Origin of the sequence: Sphingomonas trueperi, from assembly GCF_040545665.1 — a bacterium.
Taxonomy (GTDB): domain Bacteria; phylum Pseudomonadota; class Alphaproteobacteria; order Sphingomonadales; family Sphingomonadaceae; genus Sphingomonas; species Sphingomonas trueperi_B.
The window spans coordinates 1,293,700-1,313,372 of the sequence record NZ_JBEPMH010000001.1 but is presented as its reverse complement, the minus strand read 5'-3'; the positions used below and the strand labels follow the sequence as shown (position 1 = coordinate 1,313,372).

The following is a 19,673-nucleotide window of genomic DNA, read 5'->3' as shown; positions in this document are numbered from 1 at the left end:
GAGACACAGCCCCACCCCAAACCCCTCCCCTGAAGGGGAGGGGCTTAACGGAGCATCACATCCACCGCGTGGATCGCCACGCCGACCAGTCCGCCGACCACCGTCCCGTTGATCCGGATATATTGCAGGTCGCGCCCCACGGCATTTTCCAGCCGCGAGGTGACGGTCTGCGCATCCCAGCCGCGGATCGTATCCGACACCAGCCGGACGATGCCGTCGCCATAATCCGACGCCGCGCCCACCGCCGCGCGCCGCACGAAGCGGTTGATCGTGCGCGCCAGCTTCCGGTCCGATTGCAGCGTGCCGCCGAACTGGCGCAGCGCCTCGCCCATCCGGCCGCCCAGCGCACGCTCGGGATCGCGCGCCAAGCGCAGCATCGCGCCGCGGCTCTGCTCCCACAGCCCTTCCACCCAGCGCTGGAAGCCTTCATTCTCCAGCATCTCGAGCTTGAAGCTCTCGACCTTCGCCTGGAGCTCGGGATCGTGCTGGAGCCGGTCGGCGAGGCTCTCCAGCCCCTCCTCGATCTTGGCGCGAACGGGATGGTCCGGGTTCTCCGCCATCTCGTCGATCAGCTTCTTCAAGCCTTCGATGATCTTGTTCGCCAGCGTCTCGTCGAGCCCGGTCCAGCGCATCACCGATCCGGCGCGGGCATGGACCATCTCGCGGATGAGATGCTCGTTCGCCTCCAGGATGCGCGCCGCCCCCCGGATCATCGAGTCCAGCAGCGGCAGGTGGCGCCCATTGGCGATCGCCGCCGCCAGCGCCTGGCCGAACAGCGGCGCGACCGTGATCGCCCGCAGCCGCGAGGCGATCGCGCCCTTCACCATGCCGCCCAGCCGCTCCTGGTCGAGCGATTCGAGGATGTTCGCCGCCAGCCGCGACGCCCCCGCCCCGATCCGCCCGGTGCCGTGCGACGGCGCCGCCAGCCACCGCCCCGCCGCGCCCGCCACATCCAGCCGCTGCATCCGCCGCGCCACCACGCGCGGGATCAGGAAATTGGCGCGGAGGAACTGGCCGAGCGTGTCGGCGATGCGGTCCTTGTTGCGCGGGATGATCGCGGTGTGCGGGATCGGCAGGTGCAGCGGATGGCGGAACAGCGCGGTCACCGCGAACCAGTCGGCCAGCCCGCCGACCATCGCCGCCTCGGCAAAGGCGCGGACGAAGGGCAGTGCGGGGTGCAGCCCCTGGAAATGGCGCGCGGCGAGGAACAGCGCCGCCATCGCCAGCAGCAGCCCGGTCGCGACCATCCGCATCCGGCGCAGGCCAGCGGGCGGAGGGTCGCTGCGGAGTCTGGGAGTGAGGCTCATGACCGGTGCAACGCTGCTGGGGCCCCGCGCGCTCCGCTCAGCCTTCGCGCTGGACCGCGAACGGGCCGTTCGCCTGGTTGACCGGCATCAGCTCCAGCGTGTTGACCGCGAAGTGCGGCGGCAGCGTCGCCACCCACAGCATCGTCTCGGCAATGTCCTCGGCGGTCATCGGATTGACGCCGGCATAGACCTTGTCCGACGCTTCCTGGCTGCCGGTGCGGACCAGCGTGAACTCGGTCTCGACCATGCCCGGCTCGATCGAGGTGACGCGCACCCCGGTGCCGATCAGGTCGGCGCGCAGGTTGAGCGTGAACTGGCGGACGAACGCCTTGGTCGCGCCGTAGACGTTCCCGCCCGGATAGGGATAGGTCGCCGCCACCGAGGACAAGTTGATGATCCCGCCCTTGCGCGCGACCAGCCCCGGCATCAGCTTGTGGGTGATCGAGACCAGCGCGGTGACATTGGTGTCGATCATCGTGCGCCAGTTATCGAGCGACGCCTTCTGCGCGGGCTCCAGACCGAGGGCGAGGCCGGCATTGTTGATCAGCAGGTCGATGTCCGAGAAGGGCGCGGGCAGGCTGTCGAGCGCCGCGTCGCGTGCCGCTTCGTCGCGGATGTCGAAGGCGAGCGTGTGGACGCGCTCGCCGGCGAGCTTTTCCAGCCGATCGGCGCGGCGGCCGGTCGCCACGACATGCCAGCCGGCATCGGCAAAGGCACGGACCGAAGCTTCGCCGATCCCGGCGGTGGCGCCGGTGATGAGTACGGTAGGCATGGCAACTCCTGGGGTAGAAGGGTTTGGCTTCCTATACGCGCGTGGCAGCGCTTTGGATCAGCTTTTTGCGGGTCGCCGGCGCGAGGGCGGATCGACCCGCGCTCGGAACCCCGACCGAGCTCGTGCAGTTTCGATGCCAGAGCCGGCCAACGCCGGCGATGGAGTGAACGCAATGCCCGCACAACAGCTGGAAATCGACGACACCACCCTCTTCGACAATCTCGACGATCGCCAGCTCGAGTTCGATGGCGAGGTCGATGGCGACGCGTATCAGTTCGCGGTGCAGTACAGCGTCCTCGAGGCGCTGAGCGGCAACCAGCCCGACGGCGACGCCGAGGACAGCTTCCGCCGCTACCGCGCACCGATCCTGCAAGCCGCCCTCGCCGCGCTCGCCAAGGGCCCGGACCGGCCGATCATCGTGATCAGCGAAAACGACCTCGACCAGGGGGCACGGGCATGACCGAAGCACGCTGGGGCGACGACGCCAAGAACCCGCCGATCGACTGGACGATGAGCGCGGCGCTGGAGAATGTCGTGCGCGGCGGCGGCGACATCGCCGAGGTCACAAACCTGGGCGACGCGGTGCGCGCATGGCGCGACCTCGACCCCGACCACCGCGCGCATGCCGTGCTGCTGCTCGACCATCCGGTGCACATCGACGGCGCGGCAGTAAATCGCTTCGAAGGCGAAGGCATCGCGGCGCTCGCGGAGCGGCTTGTCGGTTAAGGCGACCTCAGTCTCCCTCTCCCGCTCGCGGGAGAGGGTCGGGGTGAGGGTGAGTCGGGCGAAGGACAGGGCCGCATTCGCCCCACACACCCTCACCCTTCCGCCGCCTGTCGGCGGCTCCCTCCCTCTCCCGCAGGCGGGAGAGGAAAAGACCGATCCCCCACCGGGGGAGGATAAGGCTGCGCCGCCGCGCTCCCGATCAGACGTCGAGATTCGCCACGCTGAGCGCATTCTCCTGGATGAAGTCGCGGCGCGGCTCGACCACGTCGCCCATCAGCTGGGTGAAGATCGCGTCGGCCACGTCGGCCTGGTCGATCGCCACCTGCAGCATCGAGCGGTTCTGCGGATCGAGCGTGGTTTCCCACAGCTGCTCCGCATTCATCTCGCCCAGACCCTTGTAGCGCTGGATGGCGAGGCCCTTGCGCCCGAAGGCGAGGATCGCGTCGAGCAGCTGCGACGGGCGAGACACCAGGCTCTCGCCCTTGCCGACCGCGACGGGCGCCTCGTCCTCGGGCACCGGCGCATCCACCTCGGTCGCGAGGCCCTTGTTCGAGACGAGCTTGGACGGGGTGAGATAGGCCGGCGCCTGCTCGCTCGCCAGCGTGTGCAGCTTGCGCGCCTCGGCGGAGACGAGGAAGTTAGCCTCGACGATGTGGTGATCGGTCACCCCACGCCACAGCCGCTCGAAATGATAGCCGCCATCCTCGGTGATGCGCGCGCTCCACCGGGCTTCGGTGTCGGCGGCGTCGAGCCGGTGGACGACCGTCTTCAGCTCCTCGGCATGGCGCTCTCGGCTGACCGAGGGATCGAGCGCGCCGCCCAGCGCCAGGGATTCGATGATCATCGGATCGTAGCGGCGCGGCACGTAGCGCATCAGCGTGCGCATGCGGCGGGCATGCTCGACCAGCGTACGCAGGTCCTCGCCGGAACGCTGGCTGCCATTGGTGTCGAGCACCGTGCCGCCCACGCCGGCATCGACCAGATACTGGTCGAGCGCGGCATCGTCCTTCAGATACACCTCGGAACGGCCCTTGGTCGCCTTATAGAGCGGCGGCTGGGCGATATAGAGGTGCCCGTTGGTGATGATCTCGGGCATCTGCCGGTAGAAGAAGGTCAGCAGCAGCGTGCGGATGTGCGCGCCGTCCACGTCGGCGTCGGTCATGATGACGATCTTGTGGTAGCGCAGCTTCTCGATGTTGAAATCGTCGCGGATGCCGGTGCCCAGCGCGGTGATGATCGTGCCGATTTCGCGGCTGGCGAGCATCCGGTCGAACCGCGCGCGCTCGACGTTGAGGATCTTGCCGCGCAGCGGCAGGATCGCCTGGAAATGCCGGTCGCGGCCCTGCTTGGCCGATCCGCCGGCCGAGTCACCCTCGACGAAGAACAGTTCGGACTTGGCGGGATCGCGCTCCTGGCAGTCGGCGAGCTTGCCCGGCAGGCTGGCGATGTCCATCACGCCCTTGCGGCGGGTGAGCTCGCGCGCGCGCTTGGCGGCCTCGCGCGCGGCGGCGGCGTCGATCACCTTCTGGATGATCTGCTTCGCGACGGCGGGATTCTCTTCCAACCACTCGGCCAGCTTGTCGGCCATCAGGCTTTCGAGCGGCTGGCGGACTTCGGAGGAGACCAGCTTGTCCTTGGTCTGGCTGCTGAACTTGGGGTCCGGCAGCTTGACCGAGACGATCGCGGTCAGCCCCTCGCGCATGTCGTCGCCGGTAAGGCTGACCTTCTCCTTCTTCAGCATCCCCGACTTGTCGGCATAGTTGTTGAGCGTGCGGGTCAGCGCCGCGCGGAACGCCGCGAGGTGGGTGCCGCCGTCGCGCTGCGGGATGTTGTTGGTGAAGCAGAGGACGTTTTCGTAATAGCTGTCGTTCCACTCCAGCGCGACGTCGATCGTCACGTCGTCGCGGGTGCCGCTGATCGCCACCGGCTCGGGCATCAGCGCGACCTTGTTGCGATCGAGATACTGGACGAAGGCCGCGATGCCGCCTTCGTAGAACAGGTCGATTTCCTTCACTTCCTCGTGCCGCGCGTCGCGCAGCTTCAGGCGCACGCCCGAATTGAGGAAGGCGAGTTCGCGGTAGCGATGCTCGAGCTTCTCGAAGTCGTACTCGGTGATCTTGAACGTGTCCGGGCTGGCGAGGAAGGTCACGCGCGTGCCCTTCTTGCCGTTCGCCGGGCCGATCACCTTCAAGGGCGCCTCGGCGTCGCCGTGGCGGAAGCGCATGTAATGCTCCTCGCCATCGCGCCAGATGTTGAGATCGAGCCACTCGCTGAGCGCGTTCACCACCGACACGCCCACGCCGTGCAGACCGCCCGAGACCTTGTAGGCGTTGCTGTCCGAGGTGTTCTCGAACTTGCCCCCCGCATGGAGCTGGGTCATGATCACTTCGGCGGCGGACACGCCCTCTTCGGAGTGGATGCCGGTCGGGATGCCGCGGCCGTTATCCTCGACCGAGACCGATCCGTCCGGATTGAGCGTGATCAGGATCAGGTCGCAATGCCCGGCCAGCGCCTCGTCGATCGCGTTGTCGGAAACCTCGAACACCATGTGGTGGAGGCCCGAGCCGTCGTCGGTGTCGCCGATATACATGCCGGGGCGCTTGCGGACCGCATCCAGGCCCTTGAGGACCTTGATCGAGTCCGCGCCATATTCGTTCGCGTTGGGATCGTTCGTCTTGGGAGTGTCTGCCATGCCGAGGATATAGGGATTCAAGGGGGCAAACGAAAGCAAAATGGGCGGCCCTCCCGCCTCGCAATCGAGGGCGGCGATCCCATATCGGCGGGCATGGCGCTCGGCAGCTGGCTCACCCCCGATCCTAGCGGGATCTACCTTCCGGCGGCGGATGCGTGGATCGACCCGTCCAAGCCGGTCGCACGGGCGATCATCACCCATGGCCATGCCGATCACGCCCGCGGCGGGCATGGCGAGGTATGGGCGACGCCGGGCACGCTGGCGATCATGGCGGCGCGCTACGGGCCGCAGAACGGGCGGCCCGTCGACTATGGCGAGAGCGTCACGCTCGGCCCGATCGAGGTGGGGTTCGTGCCTGCCGGGCATGTGCTGGGCTCAGCGCAGGTGGTGCTGGATCATGCCGGCGAGCGGATCGTCGTCTCGGGCGACTACAAGCGCCGGCCGGACCCGACCTGCACGCCGTTCCAGCCGGTGAAGTGCGACGTGTTCATCACCGAGGCGACGTTCGGCCTGCCGGTGTTCCGCCACCCCGAGACCACCGACGAGATCGACAAGCTGCTGTCCGCGCTGCGCACCGAGCCCGAGCGCTGCGTGCTGGTCGGCGCCTATGCGCTGGGCAAGGCGCAGCGGGTGATCGCCGAGCTACGCGGCATGGGCTTCGACGATCCGATCTATATTCACGGCGCCCTGCAGGCGCTGTGCGACCTCTATGCCGAACATGGCGTGGCGCTGGGTGAACTCCGCCCAGCCACGGGTCTGCCAAAGAAGGAACTGGAGGGGCGGATCATCCTCTGCCCGCCCGGCGCGCTCAACGATCGCTGGTCGCGGCGGCTGCCCGATCCGATCACGGCGATGGCAAGCGGCTGGATGCGGGTGCGCCAGCGCGCGCGGCAGCGCAATGTCGAGCTGCCGCTGATCCTCTCCGACCATGCCGATTGGGACGAACTGACCCGCACCATCGAGGAACTGGCCCCGCGCGAAGTGTGGGTGACACATGGCCGCGAGGATGCGCTGGTACATTGGTGCAGGCTCCGGCAAATCCGCGCGCGTGCGCTCGATCTTTCCGGGTTCGAGGACGAAGACGATTGAGGGAGATTTGGTGATGGCAAAGGGCAAGACCTGGGCCTGGGTTGGCGGCCTGCTGGGGGGCGCGGTGGTCGCGGGCGCGGCGGCGTATTATGCGTTCGAGAAGGCGAGCGAGCAGCCGCCCTTCACGCTGGTCGAAAAGGACGGCGGCTTCGAGATCCGCGACTATCCCGAGCTGGTGGTGGCGGAAACGCGCGCGATCGGCACACGCGAGGCGGCGCTCAATGCCGGCTTCTCGCGGTTGGCCGACTATATCTTCGCCAAGCGCCGCGGCGACAATGGCGGCAGCGGCGGCGAGAAGATTTCGATGACCGCCCCGGTGCTGAGCAGCAAGCAGGACGGTAGCTGGCGGACACAGTTCGTGATGCCGTCCAAGTTCACGCTGGCGACGCTGCCCAAGCCCTCGGACAATGTCGATCTGGCCACCCGGCCCGCCCGGCGCGTGGCGGTGCTGCGCTTCTCGGGTTCGCCCGACGACGCGGCGCTGGCGAAGCGCGAGGCCGAGCTGCGCAGCTGGCTGGCGGCCAAGGGCATCGACGGCGGCGCGGTGGAATATGCCTTCTACAACTCGCCGTTCATCCCCGGCCCGCTGCGTCGGAACGAAGTGCTGATCGCGCTGTAACCTGGGGGTGGCGGGAAGCCGCCCGCTGCCTCCTCCGTCATCCCGGCGAAAGCCGGGATCCAGTCGCCTCTCGCTCACAGCAGAAGCCGATCCGGTAGCCCCAATGGATCCCGGCTTTCGCCGGGATGACGGCGGGTGGGTCGCGATAGCCTTCCACTTCTGCCGTGATCTTGCCGCGGCGCTTTCCTACTGGAGCCCGATGACGATTCGCCCCCTCCTCGCCGCCGCTGCGGCCTTCGCCTCGTTCCTAGCCCCCGCCGCCGCGCACGCCCAGGCGCGCGACCCGTTCGGCGAGTGCCTCCGCGCGCGCACCAGCCGCGCCGATCGCGACGTGCTGATCCGCTGGGTGTTCGCCGCCGTCGCGCAGAGCGCCGCGGTGCGCGACATGGTAAAGGTGGACGAGGGCCGCCGCGTCCAGGCCAGCCAGCAGGCGGGTCAGCTGATTACCCGCCTCGTCACCCGCGACTGCCGCGCGGAGGCGATGGACCGGATGAAGCGCGATCCCGGGGCGCTGCAGAACAGCTTCACCGCGCTAGGCCGCGTCGCGCTGATGGATCTCGCGCAGGACCCCAATGTCGTCGGCACGCTGGCGGGCGTGCTCCAGTACACCGACATGGGCAGCATCACGATGATGCTGATGGAAGGCGGCCTGCGCCCCGGCGGCTGAGCCCGATCAGCGCTCGAAGCGAACCCGCGCGACGACCGGATAATGGTCGCTCGGGTAGACCTCGCCGCGGTGCGTATCGATCGTCGCGATCCGCTCGACCGTGAAGCCGCGCGTCAGGATCCAGTCGATGCGGTTCTCGCCCTTGCCGGTGAAGCCGTGGAAGGTGAAGCCCGGGCCCTGCCGGTCCGGACGCGCGAGCCAGGCATCCGCGAGCGTCGCGGTCAGCACCCGGTGCGCGCCCGAGCTGTCCACCGTGTTGAAGTCGCCGGTCAGGATCACCGGGAGGTCCTTGGGCCCCGCGGCGATCCGCGCCGCCAGCAGCTTGGCCGCCTGCTCCCGCGCGCCTTCGTCCTGGTCGCGGTGCGGGAAATGGGTGTCGTAGAAGCGGAACTTGCGGCCGTCCTTGGTCTGGAAGGTGGCCCAGTTGACCATGCGCGGCAGGTCGGTCCCCCAGCTCATGCTGCCCGGCTTGTCGGGCGTCTCGGAAAGCCAGAACTGGCCCTGCTCGACGATTCGGAGCCGGTCGCGCCGGTAGAAGATGCCCATATGCTCGTTGGCATGGCCACCATAGCGGTCGGTGCCGAACCAGCTATACTGGGGCAGCGCCTTCACCACATCGTCGCCCTGGCGCTGGAACAGCTCCTGCGTACCGATCAGGTCCGGGTCCGCCGCGCGGATCGTCGCTAAGGTGAGGTCGCGGCGCTTCTCCCACAGGTTCGCGCCGTCGCCGTCGCTGGGCATGCGGATGTTGAGGCTCATCACCGTCAGCGCGGGCGCGCCCTGTGCCATCGCCGGCCCGCACGCCAGCATCGCGGCAAACGCCGCCACCAAACCCCAAACCCGCATCATCAACCCGCTCCTTCGAGTGCCTTCTGGCGCCGGCGTTGCACCGAGCTGCCAATGCCCATCGCCTCGCGATATTTCGCGACCGTGCGGCGGGCGATATCGAAGCCCTTCGCATTGAGCATTTCCACGAGCGTGTCGTCCGAAAGAATTTTCTTCGGGTCCTCGGCTGCGATCAGCGTCTTGATCGCGCTCTTCACCGCCTCGGCCGACACCGCCTCGCCGCCATCCGCCGACTGGATCGCGCTAGTGAAGAAATATTTCAGTTCGAAGAGACCGCGCGCGCAGCTGAGATATTTGTTGCTGGTAACGCGGCTGACGGTCGATTCGTGCATCTCGATCGCGTCGGCCACCTGGCGCAGCGTCAGCGGGCGGAGATGCGCCACGCCTTTCAGGAAGAAGCCTTCCTGCTGCTTCACGATCTCGCTCGCCACCTTGATGATGGTGCGCTGGCGCTGGTCGAGCGCCTTGACCAGCCAGTTGGCGCTGGCGAGCATGTCGGTCAACCAGGCCTTGCTCGCCTTGTCCTGCTTGCCCCCCGAAACCTCGGCATAATAGGCGCGGTTGACCAGCAGCCGCGGCAGCGTCGCCGCATTAATCTCCACCGCCCAGCCATTGCCGCGGCGCGCGACGAAGATGTCGGGCGTCACCGCCGGCACCGGATCGCCGCCATAGCGGCAGCCGGGCTTGGGATCGTAATTGCGCAGTTCGCGGATCATGTCGGCGAGATCCTCGTCGTCGACGTTGCAGATCCGCCGCAGCCGGCCGAGGTCGCCGCGGGCGACCAGCTCGAGATTGTCGATCAGCCGCGCCATGCACGGATCGTAGCGATCCGCTTCCTTGGCCTGGAGCGCGAGGCATTCGGCGAGATCGCGCGCGCCGACGCCGGTGGGATCGAAGGTCTGGATCACCGCCAGCACCGCCTCCACCCGCGCGAGCGGCACGCCCAGCCGCTCGGCGATCTCGCGCAGCGGCACGGTGAGATAGCCGCACTCGTCGATCTGGTCGATCAGGTGCTGGGCAATGAACAGGTCCGGGCCCGAGACGCTCGAGCCCGCCTGCGCCAGCAGATGATCGGCGAGGCTGAGATCGCTGGTGCCGAGGCTGTCGAGATCGGGCCCGTCCTCGGATCCGCCGCTGGTGGCACCGTTCATGCCCAGGCTGCCGTCCAGCCCGCCGATCATGTCGCTGGCCGAATCATGGTGGAAGGCCTCGGTCGCGAGGTCGACGTCGAGCGCTGCCTCGCCGGCCGCCTCGCCGCCGCCGAGGATCAGTTCGCTGGCATCGGCGGGGCCGTCGCGCGGCTCGAAATCGTCGCCGCTGTCCGCAAGCTCGGGCGGCCCGCCGTCATCGCCGCCCTGCGCGTCGAGCAGCGGGTTGCGCTCGACTTCCTCGGCGATGAAGGTCTCGATCTCGAGGTTGGACAGCGCCAGCAGCTTGATCGCCTGCTGGAGCTGCGGCGTCATCACCAGCGATTGCGACTGGCGCAGATCGAGGCGTGGCGCGAGACTCATCGCATCAGAGCGAGAAGCTCTCGCCGAGATAGAGGCGGCGGACATTCTCGTCGCGCACCAGATCGTCGGGCGAGCCCGCGAACAGCACGCGGCCGTCATAGATGATATAGCCGCGATCGACGATTTCGAGCGTCTCACGGACGTTATGGTCGGTGATCAGCACGCCGATGCCGCGCTGCTTGAGCTGCTTCACCAGATCGCGGATGTCGCTGATCGAAATGGGGTCGATGCCGGCGAACGGCTCGTCGAGCAGGATGATCGTCGGGTTGGCCGCCAGCGCGCGGGCGATTTCGGCGCGGCGACGCTCGCCGCCCGAGAGGGCCATCGCCGCCGAGTTGCGCAGCCGGGTAAGCCCGAACTCGTCGAGCAATTCGTCGAGCCGTGCCTGGCGTGCATCGCGATCCGGCTCGGCCAGCTCTAGTACGGCGGAGATGTTCTTCTCGACGCTCAGGCCGCGGAAGATCGAGGTTTCCTGCGGCAGATAGCCGAGGCCGAGGATCGCGCGACGATACATCGGCAGGCGGGTGATGTCCTCGCCGTCGAGCATGATGCGGCCGCTGTCGGGCTTCACCAGGCCCATTACCGAATAGAAGCAGGTCGTCTTGCCCGCGCCGTTGGGGCCAAGCAGGCCGATCACCTCGCCGCGGCCGACCGACACCGAGACGTCGGTCAGCACCGTGCGCTTGTCATAGGACTTGGCGATCGAAACGACCGCGAGCCCGCGATCGGGAAGTGGCACGGGATCCGGGGCGGAGCTTTCGGGGGCGGCGATGGCGACGTCGGTCATGACGGCTCCTACAAGGGGAATGCTGTTACGATGCCCGCCAAGCGCGCGGCCGCTTGGCAAGGTTCCTGCATGATAACGCGCGCGAAGGGAAGGCTTTGCACGGCGTACCGTGGCATTGCCCCGGCTTACTGCTTCGACGCGTCGCGATTGGGCACGGAGAAGCGGCCGGTCACGCGACCGCCCGAATTCTGCGTCGTCGGGCCCGCCGGTGCGCCGCCGAAGGTGGCACGGCTGGTATCGAGGTTGATCGTCAACCGCGGGCCTGCCGCATTGGCGACGTTGGACCCCGCCTGCTGCAGCGTGACGTTGCCGATCATCGTGATGATCCGCCGATCGACATCGTACACCGCATAGCTGGAGCGCGCGGTCTGGTTCGGACGGGTGACCGTCACCCCGCCCGTCGCATCAAGCCGCGAGGCTTGGGGCGAGCCGTTGAGCGCGCTGCCGCTATACGCCACGGTCACCCGCGCCGCGCGCAGCGTCATGTCCGACTGCTTGATGACGACGCCGCCGCTCAGGATCGCGCGGTTGGCCTTGTCGTCGAGCTGGATGTTGCGCGCATCGAAATCGATCGGCGCGTTCGAATCGCGGCGAGCCTGCGCGAAGGCGGGCACGGCGGCGAGCAGCAGCGGCAGCCCGAAGGCGAGCGGGGCGAGAGCGCGGGTCATCAGGGCCTCCTTGCCGGCTTCGGCGTCATCCGCAAGTGCGCATTGCCTTCGAGCGAGATCAGCCTTTTGTCGAGATCGGCGCGCAGGTGATCGGCGCGGAACGTGCCGGTGGGCGTGTTGCCGGTCACCGCCCCGCCGCTTTCCAGCTGGCGCGTCTTCAGATCGATCGTCGCGTCGTTGGTGTTGAGGATATAGCCGTCGCTCGTCTGGAAGCGGATCGGCCCGTCGATCATCATCTGATCGGTATTGAGATTGTAGCGCCCGTGATTCGCCACCAACGTGGCCGGCCCGTCGGTCAGGCTCAGCCGCGCGTTGAGCTGGTTGAGCTGGACCACCGGCTCAGCCGAGCTCTTCTGCACCGCGGAACCCGCGTGCAGCTCGAACTGGCGGCCCTTGGAATCCTCGCCGCGATAATCGGCGGCGACGATCTTCAGCCGCTCGGGCGACATCGCTACCTTGTTCTTGTCGAGCACGAAACTGACGTCGCCGCCCATGAACAAGGGCGCGCTGATCAGGAACGCGGCGAGCGCACCGATCAGGATCGGCAGCAGCACCAGCGCGATCCGCACCGCACGATCATGACCGCTCCCGGGATGGGCCCAGGCGCGGTTCTGTATGGTCAATCGGGCGGCGATCTCAGACATAGGCTCCCTTGTGGGGAGCCGAAACGGCCGAGACAACCACTCGATCCTTACGATCACGCATGGGCGAAGATATCCACCTCGGGCCAGCCGGCGATGTCGAGCTCGGCGCGCCAGGGCAGGAAGTCGAAACAGGCCTGCGCCATTTCCATGCGACCCTCGCGCTCGAGTCGTTTGTCGAGCTCGACCTTCATCGCGTGGAGGAAGCGAACGTCGGAGGCGGCATAGTCGCGCTGCGCATCGGACAGGTCCGGGCCGCCCCAGTCGGACGATTGCTGCTGCTTCGAGATATCGGCGCCGACCAGCTCGCGCGCCAGATCCTTGAGTCCGTGGCGATCGGTGTAGGTGCGTACCAGCCGCGAGGCGATCTTGGTGCAATAGACCGGCCCCGCCGTGACGCCGAGATAGAAGCGAATCGCCGCCAGATCGAATCGGGCGAAGTGGTAGAGCTTCAGTCGCTCCGGATCGGCCAGCACCGCGCGCAGGTTGGGTGCGGCATAGTTGGACAGCGGGCCGAAGCGCACCAGATGCTCGTCACCCGATCCGTCCGACAGCTGGACGAGGCATAGCCGATCGCGCGGGGTGATCAGGCCCATCGTCTCGGTGTCGACGGCGATCGAGGCGCCGGGTGCGAACACGCCTTCCGGCAGATCTTCTTCGTGGAAATGGACGGTCATCGCGTCCGCGTAGCGGGGTTGGCGCCGCACCTCAATGCTTTGCCGTGCCTGCACGGTTTTGCAATTCACGATTCGAAAGGATAGGGCGGCCGCCTTCGACCAGCCCCGCGCCTCCGGCCGGTCGCAAAAACGGCACGCTTCGCATGCTGTGCGTGATCCTACCGTGGCGCGGCAGACACTTTCCTGCCGCAAAGCAGCCATGCGCGCGATTTTCGTTCGCGCACCCGATTTTTTTGGGGTATGACATCCACTGTGGCACTACGTTAGTGCCGTAAGACCTGCGTTTTTCGTCCGGCGCTCGGTTTTGATTGGTAGTTTGAGGGCGAACCGGGAAGACGAACAGGGCATGAGTTTCGATAGAGGACGTCGCGGCGAGCGCGGTGGGCGCGGCAGGGACAAGCGCGATGGTTTCGGCGACGATAACTTCGGCGGCGGCGGCTTCGGCGGCGGCTTCGAAGATCGCGGCGGCTTTGGTGGCGGTGGTCGCGGCGGCTTCGGCGGCGGCGGTGGCGGCTTCGGTGGCGGCGGCGGTGGTGGTTTCCGCAGCGGCGGCGGTGGCGGCTTCGGCGGCGGCGGTGGCGGCGGTGGTTTCCGCGGCGGCGGCGGCGGCGGCATGCCCCCGCAGGTGATCGGCGAAGGCACCGGCGTGGTGAAGTTCTTCAACGCGCAAAAGGGCTTCGGCTTCATCGTTCGCGATGATGGCGGCGAAGACGTGTTCGTGCACATCTCGGCCGTCGAGCAGGCGGGCCTGACCGCGCTGGCGGAAGGCCAGCCGCTCGGCTTCACGCTCGTCGATCGCGGTGGCCGCATCTCGGCGACCACGCTGAAGATCGATGGCGAGCCGATGGAAGTCGTCGAGCGCGCACCGCGCGAAGCGGCACCGGGTGGCGGCTTCGGCGGCGATCGCGGTGCGCCGCGTGGCGGCCCGCAGCGCCAGCTGACCGGCGAGAAGGCGACCGGCACGGTCAAGTTCTTCAACGCGATGAAGGGCTTCGGCTTCATCCAGCGCGATGACGGACAGCCCGATGCGTTCGTGCACATCTCGGCCGTCGAGCGCGCCGGCATGCCGACGCTCAACGAAGGCGACCGGCTCGAGTTCGAGCTGGAGGTCGATCGTCGCGGCAAGTACGCGGCGGTGAACCTTTCGCCGCAGCAGTAACCCGCAAGGGTACTGACGGATCGAAGAGGCCGGGCGGCAACGCCCGGCCTTTTTGTTTGCGGGAATGACTGCGGGAGAAACGCGCGTGCAGATTGCGGTTCTGACCTTCGACGGCTTCAACGAGCTGGACAGCTTCGTAGCGGCGACGATCCTCAACCGGATGCGCAGCCAGGGCTGGGCGGCACACATCACCTGCCCGACCGAGGAAGTCACCTCGCTCAACGGCGTGACGGTTCGCCGCCAGCGGCCGCTGTCCTTCGCCGCGGAGGCCGATGCGGTGATTCTCGGCAGCGGCAGCAAGACGCGCGAGATCGCCGCCGACGCCGAGATGCTTTCGCAGATCGAGCTCGATCCCTCGCGCCAGCTGATCGGTGCGCAATGTTCGGGCACGCTGCTGCTCGCCAGGCTCGGGCTGATCGGCGCCCTGCCCGCCTGCACCGATCTCACCACCAAGCCTTGGGTGATCGAAGCGGGTGTCGAGGTGCTCGACGCGCCCTTCGTCGCGCACGGCAATGTCGCGACGGCAGGAGGCTGCCTGGCTTCGCAATATCTCGCCGCCTGGATACTCGCGCGCGGCGGCTCCCTGGCTGCGGCGCGCGAGGCGATCCACTATGTCGCGCCGGTCGGCGAGAAGGACGCCACCGTCACCCGGATATTGGGCGTGGTGGCGCCGTTTCTCGCCGATGTGGCGATCTTAGCCTGAGCGCGTACGGGCGTCCGCTCAGCGGATGAAATAGCCCGCGACGCGCCAGCCACCGGATTCGCGCACCAGCATGATCGTCTCGACCGAATCGGCGCGCTGCTGGAAGTTGGTCTGGAACTTGAGCACTTCATAGTCGCCGTCCGGCGCCCCGGGCAGCGTCTTGGTCTTGATGACCGATTCGAACTTGCGCGTGACCACCGCGCCCAGGGGCTGGCGCACCGGCGTGACCATTTCGGCCCAGCGCGCGTCCGAAACCTGCGCGCGGAACATGGCGGCCGCGGTCTGCCAGCTATCGTGCCACTTCCCCTGGTCGACCAGCGCTACCCAGGCTTCCGCCGCGCCAAGGCTGGCGGGGGCGTTTTCGGCGGCAGCTGCGGCGGCGGGCGGCTGCGCCACCGGCGCGGACGGGGCGTGCAGCGCGATGGCGGCGACGGCGGCGATGAACAGTGACATGATGAGCATTCCTCCACTGAGCCAGGCGAGCCGGTGCAACCGTTGCGGCCAGGCAGCTGGCAGATCGGGAGAAGCCATGGATCCCGCCGTCGCCGACACCCCCAACGGCGCGTCCCCAAGTTTTTGGGGGTCTGCCGCCTCGCTTTCGGCGAGCCGGCGTGCCGCTTCGCGGCTGCTCGCGGCGCCCAGCTTCCGCCGCGCATCGCGCAGCCGTTCGTTGACAGTGTGGACGGAGAGCCCGAGTTCGCGCGCGATAGACTTGGCGTCATGCCCGGCGAGCAACAGCCGCAGCGTCGTCTTCTCGCGCTCGGTCAGCGCGTTGTCGTCGCGCGGCTGCGGCGATGTGTCCCCCATGCCCATGCCCGCTTGTACGAAGCGGGACCGGGCCTCGCCAGTGTCCCCCAAGCGCCCCAAGAAATTTGTCCCTCAGGTCACCATCCGCCGCAGCCCAGCGATGGTATCCGCCTCGGCGGCTGGCTTGTCGGTGCGGATGCGGGCGATGCGAGGAAAGCGCATCGCCAGCCCCGATTTGTGCCGCTTCGATTCGTGGATCGAATCGAACGCGACTTCAAGGACCAGCGACTTGTCGGTCTCGCGCACCGGGCCGAAGCGGTTGACGGTGTGGGTGCGCACATGCCGGTCGAGCCATTTCAGCTCCTCGTCGGTGAAGCCGAAATAGGCCTTGCCGACCGGGAGCAACTCGCCGGTCTCGGTCCAGGCGCCGAAGGTGAAGTCCGAATAGAAGCTGCTGCGCTTGCCCGAGCCGCGCTGCGCATACATCAGCACGCAATCGGCGGTGAGCGGATCGCGCTTCCACTTGTACCACAGGCCGACCCGGCGTCCGGCGACATAGGGCGAATCGCGTCGCTTGAGCATCACCCCTTCGATTGCCGCGTCGCGAGCACCCGCGCGGATTTCCTCCAGCGCGGCGAAATCGGCGGCATCGATCACGGCGGAAATGTCGAAGCGTTCGGCATCGAGGCCGGGAACGAACGCCTCCAGCCGCGCACGCCGCGCGTGCCAGGGCTGCTCGCGGACATCCTCGGTCCCGTCGAACAGGATGTCGTAGAGCCGGACGAAGGCCGGAAACTCGGCCAACGTCTTGGCCGAGACGACCTTGCGCCCCAGCCGCTGCTGGAGCGCGTTGAAGCTGCCCGCCTCGCCGCCCTGCACCTCACCGCGCACCAGCAGTTCGCCGTCGAGCACGCCGGGCGTCGCGAACGCCGCCGCCACTTCGGGGAAGCTTCGGGTGATATCGTCGCCTGCACGGCTGTAGAGCCGGGTCTCGCCGCCGGCATGGACGAGCTGGACGCGGATGCCGTCCCATTTCCATTCCGCGGCATAGTCGGAGAGGCTGACCTGGGTCTCCTCGAGCGGGTGCGCAAGCATGAACGGGCGGAACACCGGCACGTCCTCGACCCGCGGCTGCTCGGCGCGGCCCTCGGCCCAGTCGAACAGCACGGCATAGGGCGGGTGCAGCCCGTGCCACACTTCCTCCACCGCATCGACGTCGAGCCCGAAGGCCTGGGCGAGCGCGGTCTTGGCCAGCCGCGCGGAGATGCCGACGCGCAGCGCGCCGGTCGCCAGCTTGAGCAGCGCATAGCGCTCGTCGGATTCGAGCCGGTCGAGCATCGCCGCCAGCACTGCGGGCGCATCGGAGCGGGAGAGTGCGCCTAGCGTGGATACGACCTGCGAGAGGGTAAGCGGCGCGCTTTCGGGCGGGGGCACGTGCGGCTCGGGCCAGAGCAGCGCGATGGTCTCGGCCGAATCGCCGACAAAGTCGCGGCTCATGCCGTACAGCACCGGATCGACCCGCGATTCGATCATCGCACGGAGCAGCGCCGGCTTCACCGCCGGCAGGTCGAGCGCGCCGGTCAGCGCCGCCATCGCCCAGCCGCGATCGGGATCGGGCGTCGCGCGCAGATAGTCGCCGATCAGGCGGAGCTTGGCATTGCGCGAGCGGGTGTAGATCAGCCGGTCGAGCAGGTCGGCAAAAGCGCGCATGATCCGATAGATGGGGGCGCTGACGCAGTCGCGCTAGGGCGAGGCGCCGCATAGTCGAAGCGTTCGCAGGCGCAGCAAAGAATGGTTCGACGGCACCGGGCTTTCGCGTACGGAAGAGCGATGAAGCGCTTTCCCTTCGCCCTGCTCGTGCTGATCCTGCTGCTCGCGGGCGGCCTTGGCTTCGGACTATGGACGGCGATGCGGGATCCCGTCGTGCGGCGGCTGACCGTTCACATGCGCGACTGGCCCGTCGGCGCGGCGCCGATGCGCGTCGTGCTGATCAGCGACCTGCATGTTGCCGGCCCCGAAACGCCGCCATCGCGGCTCGCGCGCATCGTCGGCCAAGTCAACGCGCTGCGGCCGGATCTGGTGCTGATCGCCGGCGATGTCGAGCAGCATCGGCGGGTGACGACCCGCGTCTATGACGCAGCGGAGGCCTCCGCGCCGCTTGCCGCGCTGCGCGCGCGCTACGGCGTAGTCACGGTACTCGGCAATCACGATTATGGACGGTTCGACAAGACCGATCTGCCGCCCTGGCTGAAAACGCAGGGCATCACCGTGCTGCGCAACGACGCGGTGCGCCGCGGGGTGCTGACGATCGCGGGTGCCGACGATCTCTACCATGGCAAATATCGGGAAAAGTCGCTCGACCATGCCGCACGCGCCCTGCCGGGGCCGACCGTGGTGCTCAGCCACACCCCCGACATCGCACCGACGCTCCCCGCGCGCTATCCGCTGGTGCTGGCGGGACATACCCATTGCGGCCAGATCGTGCCGCCGCTGATCGGGCCGATCACCGCCTCGTCCAACTATGGCCTGCGCTATGTCTGCGGGCTGATTCGCGAGCCCGGCCGCGACGTGCTGGTCACCGCGGGGATCGGCACCAGCAACGTGCCGCTGCGCATCGGTGCAGTGCCCGATTTCTGGCTGCTGACCTTCGACGGCGCAGTGCGCTGAGGATTCGCAAAGCTGCCTTATTTCGCCCCTAGCTTGCCCTTCGGGCGCGCGTCGCGCCCGTCCAGGGAGGGCTTTTCCGATGAAGTTTCTTGTCGCAGGCGCGATCGCCGCTGCCATGCTGAGGCCCGCCGCCATGGCGCAGCAAACCCCCGCACCGGCTGCCCCCGCCGCGGCCAAGTTCAGCCTCGATACGCCGATCGAGACGCTGCTCGCCGATGAAAAGGCCAAGGCGGTACTCGACACCGACATTCCCGGCCTGTCGTCGCACCCGGCGCTCGACCAGTTCAAGGCGATGAGCCTGAAAGCGGTGCAGCCCTTCTCGAACGGCGCGCTGACCGACGAGATGCTGAAGAAGGTCGAAACCGACCTCGCCGCAATCAAGTAAGCGGCAAAAGGCCGGCGCGTGCCCGCAGCGCTCGCCGGCCTATCTCCGGCTCAGCCCTTGCGGCTGGCCTCGAACAGGAACCAGGCGCGCTCTTCGGCCTGGTCGGTCCACTCATCGACAATACCGCTGGTGGCATTGTCCTTGGCCTCTTCGGCCGCTTCCTTCACCGCGCGGAAGCTCTCGACCAGCTTGAGATTGTCGTCGCGCAGTTCGGCGAGCATGTCGCCCGGCGCAACGAACTCGGCGTCGTTGTCCGAGATGGTCTGGCGGCGCGCGATGTCGCCGATCGAGCGCAGCGTGGTGTTGCCGGTCTTGCGGACACGCTCGGCGATCGCATCGGTCACGCCCAGGATCTGCGCGGCCTGGTCGTCGAGCAGCAGGTGATAGTCGCGGAAGTGCGGGCCCGAGACGTGCCAGTGGAAGTTCTTGGTCTTTAAATACAGCGTGAAGCAGTCTGCCAGCGCGCTGTTCAGGGCATCGGCAACGCTCTTGGTGTCGTTGCGGTTGAGGTCGGTCGGCGTCGCGAGTGCGGGATTTTCGGCCATGGGTGTCCTCCTGAAGTGCGGTCGATTCGTTGCCCTAACGATCGGGATATAGGGTCCGGTTCCGCCGAGGAAACAGCCATACCCTAGGATAAACCCGATCAAGCTGATCGATAGAGTCGATGCGGCGCGCGGGCGTTTCGGCGCCAACACACTTGACTTTCCCGGGCGATTCGCGCATCCGCTCCCCCCTGTCAGCGGTGTGCCACAAGCGCGCCGCTCTTTTCTTTTCGCACGAATCAAGGGTTCCGGGTCATGGCAAAGCCGACCACCGTAAAGATCAAGCTCGTCAGCACGGCGGATACGGGCTTCTTCTATGTCACCAAGAAGAATCCGCGCACGCAGACCGAGAAGCTGAGCTTCCGCAAGTACGATCCGGTCGTGCGCAAGCATGTCGACTTCAAGGAAGCGAAGATCAAGTAAGGCCGCCGGGCGCGCTGGCCGCGCCCGCGCTGTTTGATCGCATCG

At 67.6% G+C, this 19,673-nt stretch carries 22 protein-coding genes; 10 read left to right on the top strand and 12 right to left on the bottom strand.

What is annotated here, in order from left to right; all coding sequences use genetic code 11:
- Positions 1-44: 44 nt before the first annotated feature.
- Positions 45-1,307, bottom strand: a complete 1,263-nt coding sequence (locus ABIC65_RS06205; RefSeq protein ID WP_354307510.1) for a DUF445 domain-containing protein — start codon at positions 1,305-1,307, stop codon at positions 45-47.
- A gap of 37 nt (positions 1,308-1,344) precedes the next feature.
- Positions 1,345-2,079 carry an SDR family NAD(P)-dependent oxidoreductase gene (locus ABIC65_RS06200; protein WP_354307508.1) on the bottom strand — a complete coding sequence of 245 codons (735 nt, stop codon included), beginning with the start codon at positions 2,077-2,079 and terminating at the stop codon, positions 1,345-1,347.
- Between the two features lie 172 nt (positions 2,080-2,251).
- Between ABIC65_RS06200 and ABIC65_RS06195 the strand changes: the two genes are divergently transcribed.
- The gene (locus ABIC65_RS06195) at positions 2,252-2,539 is read left to right on the top strand and encodes a DUF1488 family protein (protein ID WP_354307506.1); all 288 of its coding nucleotides are present in this window, start codon (positions 2,252-2,254) and stop codon (positions 2,537-2,539) included.
- The gene (locus ABIC65_RS06190; RefSeq protein ID WP_354307504.1) at positions 2,536-2,805 is read left to right on the top strand and encodes a hypothetical protein; all 270 of its coding nucleotides are present in this window, start codon (positions 2,536-2,538) and stop codon (positions 2,803-2,805) included. The genes ABIC65_RS06195 and ABIC65_RS06190 overlap by 4 nt, the downstream gene beginning before the upstream one ends.
- 199 nt (positions 2,806-3,004) lie before the next feature.
- Here ABIC65_RS06190 and gyrB read toward each other — a convergent pair whose 3' ends face one another.
- Positions 3,005-5,497, bottom strand: a complete 2,493-nt coding sequence (gyrB, locus tag ABIC65_RS06185; RefSeq protein ID WP_354307502.1) for a DNA topoisomerase (ATP-hydrolyzing) subunit B — start codon at positions 5,495-5,497, stop codon at positions 3,005-3,007.
- A gap of 93 nt (positions 5,498-5,590) precedes the next feature.
- On the opposite strand from gyrB, the gene ABIC65_RS06180 reads away from it, so the two are divergent.
- The 3 genes from ABIC65_RS06180 to ABIC65_RS06170 all read left to right on the top strand — a co-directional run bounded on the left by ABIC65_RS06180 (position 5,591) and on the right by ABIC65_RS06170 (position 7,872).
- Positions 5,591-6,586, top strand: a complete 996-nt coding sequence (locus ABIC65_RS06180) for a ligase-associated DNA damage response exonuclease (RefSeq protein WP_354307500.1) — start codon at positions 5,591-5,593, stop codon at positions 6,584-6,586.
- A 13-nt stretch (positions 6,587-6,599) separates the two neighbouring features.
- The gene (locus ABIC65_RS06175; protein ID WP_354307498.1) at positions 6,600-7,205 is read left to right on the top strand and encodes an SOUL family heme-binding protein; all 606 of its coding nucleotides are present in this window, start codon (positions 6,600-6,602) and stop codon (positions 7,203-7,205) included.
- A 199-nt stretch (positions 7,206-7,404) separates the two neighbouring features.
- The gene (locus tag ABIC65_RS06170; RefSeq protein WP_354307496.1) at positions 7,405-7,872 is read left to right on the top strand and encodes a hypothetical protein; all 468 of its coding nucleotides are present in this window, start codon (positions 7,405-7,407) and stop codon (positions 7,870-7,872) included.
- Positions 7,873-7,878: 6 nt separating this feature from the next.
- Here the strand turns inward: ABIC65_RS06170 and ABIC65_RS06165 are convergent, their stop codons facing one another.
- The 6 genes from ABIC65_RS06165 to ABIC65_RS06140 form a co-directional block, all read right to left on the bottom strand.
- A complete protein-coding gene (locus ABIC65_RS06165) occupies positions 7,879-8,721 on the bottom strand; it encodes an endonuclease/exonuclease/phosphatase family protein (RefSeq protein ID WP_354307495.1) in 843 nt (280 codons plus the stop codon).
- Positions 8,721-10,229: an RNA polymerase factor sigma-54 gene (rpoN, locus tag ABIC65_RS06160; RefSeq protein ID WP_354307493.1), complete on the bottom strand. Its 1,509-nt coding sequence runs from the start codon at positions 10,227-10,229 to the stop codon at positions 8,721-8,723. The genes ABIC65_RS06165 and rpoN overlap by 1 nt, the downstream gene beginning before the upstream one ends.
- Positions 10,230-10,233: 4 nt before the next feature.
- A complete protein-coding gene (gene lptB / locus ABIC65_RS06155; RefSeq protein WP_066721231.1) occupies positions 10,234-11,016 on the bottom strand; it encodes an LPS export ABC transporter ATP-binding protein in 783 nt (260 codons plus the stop codon).
- 125 nt (positions 11,017-11,141) lie between these two features.
- Positions 11,142-11,684, bottom strand: coding sequence for an LptA/OstA family protein (locus ABIC65_RS06150; protein ID WP_354307491.1), 543 nt, complete (start codon positions 11,682-11,684; stop codon positions 11,142-11,144).
- Positions 11,684-12,328, bottom strand: a complete 645-nt coding sequence (gene lptC / locus ABIC65_RS06145) for an LPS export ABC transporter periplasmic protein LptC (RefSeq protein WP_354307489.1) — start codon at positions 12,326-12,328, stop codon at positions 11,684-11,686. Before lptC ends, ABIC65_RS06150 begins: the two co-directional genes overlap by 1 nt.
- Positions 12,329-12,381: 53 nt before the next feature.
- Positions 12,382-13,002, bottom strand: a complete 621-nt coding sequence (locus ABIC65_RS06140) for a ribonuclease D (RefSeq protein WP_354307789.1) — start codon at positions 13,000-13,002, stop codon at positions 12,382-12,384.
- Between the two features lie 346 nt (positions 13,003-13,348).
- On the opposite strand from ABIC65_RS06140, the gene ABIC65_RS06135 reads away from it, so the two are divergent.
- Complete coding sequence (locus tag ABIC65_RS06135; RefSeq protein ID WP_354307487.1) at positions 13,349-14,161, top strand: cold-shock protein; 813 nt, start codon at positions 13,349-13,351, stop codon at positions 14,159-14,161.
- A gap of 85 nt (positions 14,162-14,246) precedes the next feature.
- Positions 14,247-14,864 (top strand): DJ-1/PfpI family protein, encoded by a 618-nt coding sequence (locus tag ABIC65_RS06130; protein WP_354307485.1) that lies wholly within the window; start codon positions 14,247-14,249, stop codon positions 14,862-14,864.
- Positions 14,865-14,882: 18 nt separating this feature from the next.
- On the opposite strand, the gene ABIC65_RS06125 is transcribed toward ABIC65_RS06130, so the two are convergent.
- Together ABIC65_RS06125 and ABIC65_RS06120 are read right to left on the bottom strand one after the other, a co-directional pair.
- Positions 14,883-15,671 carry a helix-turn-helix domain-containing protein gene (locus tag ABIC65_RS06125; RefSeq protein ID WP_354307484.1) on the bottom strand — a complete coding sequence of 263 codons (789 nt, stop codon included), beginning with the start codon at positions 15,669-15,671 and terminating at the stop codon, positions 14,883-14,885.
- Positions 15,672-15,743: 72 nt separating this feature from the next.
- Positions 15,744-17,321, bottom strand: a complete 1,578-nt coding sequence (locus ABIC65_RS06120; RefSeq protein ID WP_354307482.1) for a cisplatin damage response ATP-dependent DNA ligase — start codon at positions 17,319-17,321, stop codon at positions 15,744-15,746.
- Between the two features lie 120 nt (positions 17,322-17,441).
- Between ABIC65_RS06120 and ABIC65_RS06115 the strand changes: the two genes are divergently transcribed.
- Together ABIC65_RS06115 and ABIC65_RS06110 are read left to right on the top strand one after the other, a co-directional pair.
- Positions 17,442-18,278 (top strand): metallophosphoesterase, encoded by an 837-nt coding sequence (locus ABIC65_RS06115; protein ID WP_354307480.1) that lies wholly within the window; start codon positions 17,442-17,444, stop codon positions 18,276-18,278.
- 79 nt (positions 18,279-18,357) lie between these two features.
- Positions 18,358-18,663 (top strand): hypothetical protein, encoded by a 306-nt coding sequence (locus ABIC65_RS06110; protein WP_354307478.1) that lies wholly within the window; start codon positions 18,358-18,360, stop codon positions 18,661-18,663.
- Between the two features lie 50 nt (positions 18,664-18,713).
- Here ABIC65_RS06110 and ABIC65_RS06105 read toward each other — a convergent pair whose 3' ends face one another.
- Complete coding sequence (locus tag ABIC65_RS06105; RefSeq protein WP_125976885.1) at positions 18,714-19,208, bottom strand: Dps family protein; 495 nt, start codon at positions 19,206-19,208, stop codon at positions 18,714-18,716.
- Between the two features lie 252 nt (positions 19,209-19,460).
- On the opposite strand from ABIC65_RS06105, the gene rpmG reads away from it, so the two are divergent.
- Complete coding sequence (rpmG, locus tag ABIC65_RS06100) at positions 19,461-19,628, top strand: 50S ribosomal protein L33 (protein ID WP_010125625.1); 168 nt, start codon at positions 19,461-19,463, stop codon at positions 19,626-19,628.
- Positions 19,629-19,673: the final 45 nt, after the last annotated feature.

What these genes read in the sequence shown, in the direction of transcription:
- ABIC65_RS06120 (WP_354307482.1), bottom strand. Translation starts at nt 17,321, where the DNA reads ATGCGCGCTTTTGCCGACCTGCTCGACCGGCTGATCTACACCCGCTCG.
- ABIC65_RS06205 (WP_354307510.1), bottom strand. Translation starts at nt 1,307, where the DNA reads ATGAGCCTCACTCCCAGACTCCGCAGCGACCCTCCGCCCGCTGGCCTG.
- ABIC65_RS06190 (WP_354307504.1), top strand. Translation starts at nt 2,536, where the DNA reads ATGACCGAAGCACGCTGGGGCGACGACGCCAAGAACCCGCCGATCGAC.
- rpoN (WP_354307493.1), bottom strand. Translation starts at nt 10,229, where the DNA reads ATGAGTCTCGCGCCACGCCTCGATCTGCGCCAGTCGCAATCGCTGGTG.
- ABIC65_RS06180 (WP_354307500.1), top strand. Translation starts at nt 5,591, where the DNA reads ATGGCGCTCGGCAGCTGGCTCACCCCCGATCCTAGCGGGATCTACCTT.
- ABIC65_RS06135 (WP_354307487.1), top strand. Translation starts at nt 13,349, where the DNA reads ATGAGTTTCGATAGAGGACGTCGCGGCGAGCGCGGTGGGCGCGGCAGG.
- rpmG (WP_010125625.1), top strand. Translation starts at nt 19,461, where the DNA reads ATGGCAAAGCCGACCACCGTAAAGATCAAGCTCGTCAGCACGGCGGAT.
- ABIC65_RS06165 (WP_354307495.1), bottom strand. Translation starts at nt 8,721, where the DNA reads ATGATGCGGGTTTGGGGTTTGGTGGCGGCGTTTGCCGCGATGCTGGCG.
- ABIC65_RS06115 (WP_354307480.1), top strand. Translation starts at nt 17,442, where the DNA reads ATGAAGCGCTTTCCCTTCGCCCTGCTCGTGCTGATCCTGCTGCTCGCG.
- lptB (WP_066721231.1), bottom strand. Translation starts at nt 11,016, where the DNA reads ATGACCGACGTCGCCATCGCCGCCCCCGAAAGCTCCGCCCCGGATCCC.
- ABIC65_RS06195 (WP_354307506.1), top strand. Translation starts at nt 2,252, where the DNA reads ATGCCCGCACAACAGCTGGAAATCGACGACACCACCCTCTTCGACAAT.
- ABIC65_RS06110 (WP_354307478.1), top strand. Translation starts at nt 18,358, where the DNA reads ATGAAGTTTCTTGTCGCAGGCGCGATCGCCGCTGCCATGCTGAGGCCC.
- gyrB (WP_354307502.1), bottom strand. Translation starts at nt 5,497, where the DNA reads ATGGCAGACACTCCCAAGACGAACGATCCCAACGCGAACGAATATGGC.
- ABIC65_RS06125 (WP_354307484.1), bottom strand. Translation starts at nt 15,671, where the DNA reads ATGGGGGACACATCGCCGCAGCCGCGCGACGACAACGCGCTGACCGAG.
- ABIC65_RS06140 (WP_354307789.1), bottom strand. Translation starts at nt 13,002, where the DNA reads ATGACCGTCCATTTCCACGAAGAAGATCTGCCGGAAGGCGTGTTCGCA.
- lptC (WP_354307489.1), bottom strand. Translation starts at nt 12,328, where the DNA reads ATGTCTGAGATCGCCGCCCGATTGACCATACAGAACCGCGCCTGGGCC.
- ABIC65_RS06175 (WP_354307498.1), top strand. Translation starts at nt 6,600, where the DNA reads ATGGCAAAGGGCAAGACCTGGGCCTGGGTTGGCGGCCTGCTGGGGGGC.
- ABIC65_RS06105 (WP_125976885.1), bottom strand. Translation starts at nt 19,208, where the DNA reads ATGGCCGAAAATCCCGCACTCGCGACGCCGACCGACCTCAACCGCAAC.
- ABIC65_RS06200 (WP_354307508.1), bottom strand. Translation starts at nt 2,079, where the DNA reads ATGCCTACCGTACTCATCACCGGCGCCACCGCCGGGATCGGCGAAGCT.
- ABIC65_RS06150 (WP_354307491.1), bottom strand. Translation starts at nt 11,684, where the DNA reads ATGACCCGCGCTCTCGCCCCGCTCGCCTTCGGGCTGCCGCTGCTGCTC.
- ABIC65_RS06170 (WP_354307496.1), top strand. Translation starts at nt 7,405, where the DNA reads ATGACGATTCGCCCCCTCCTCGCCGCCGCTGCGGCCTTCGCCTCGTTC.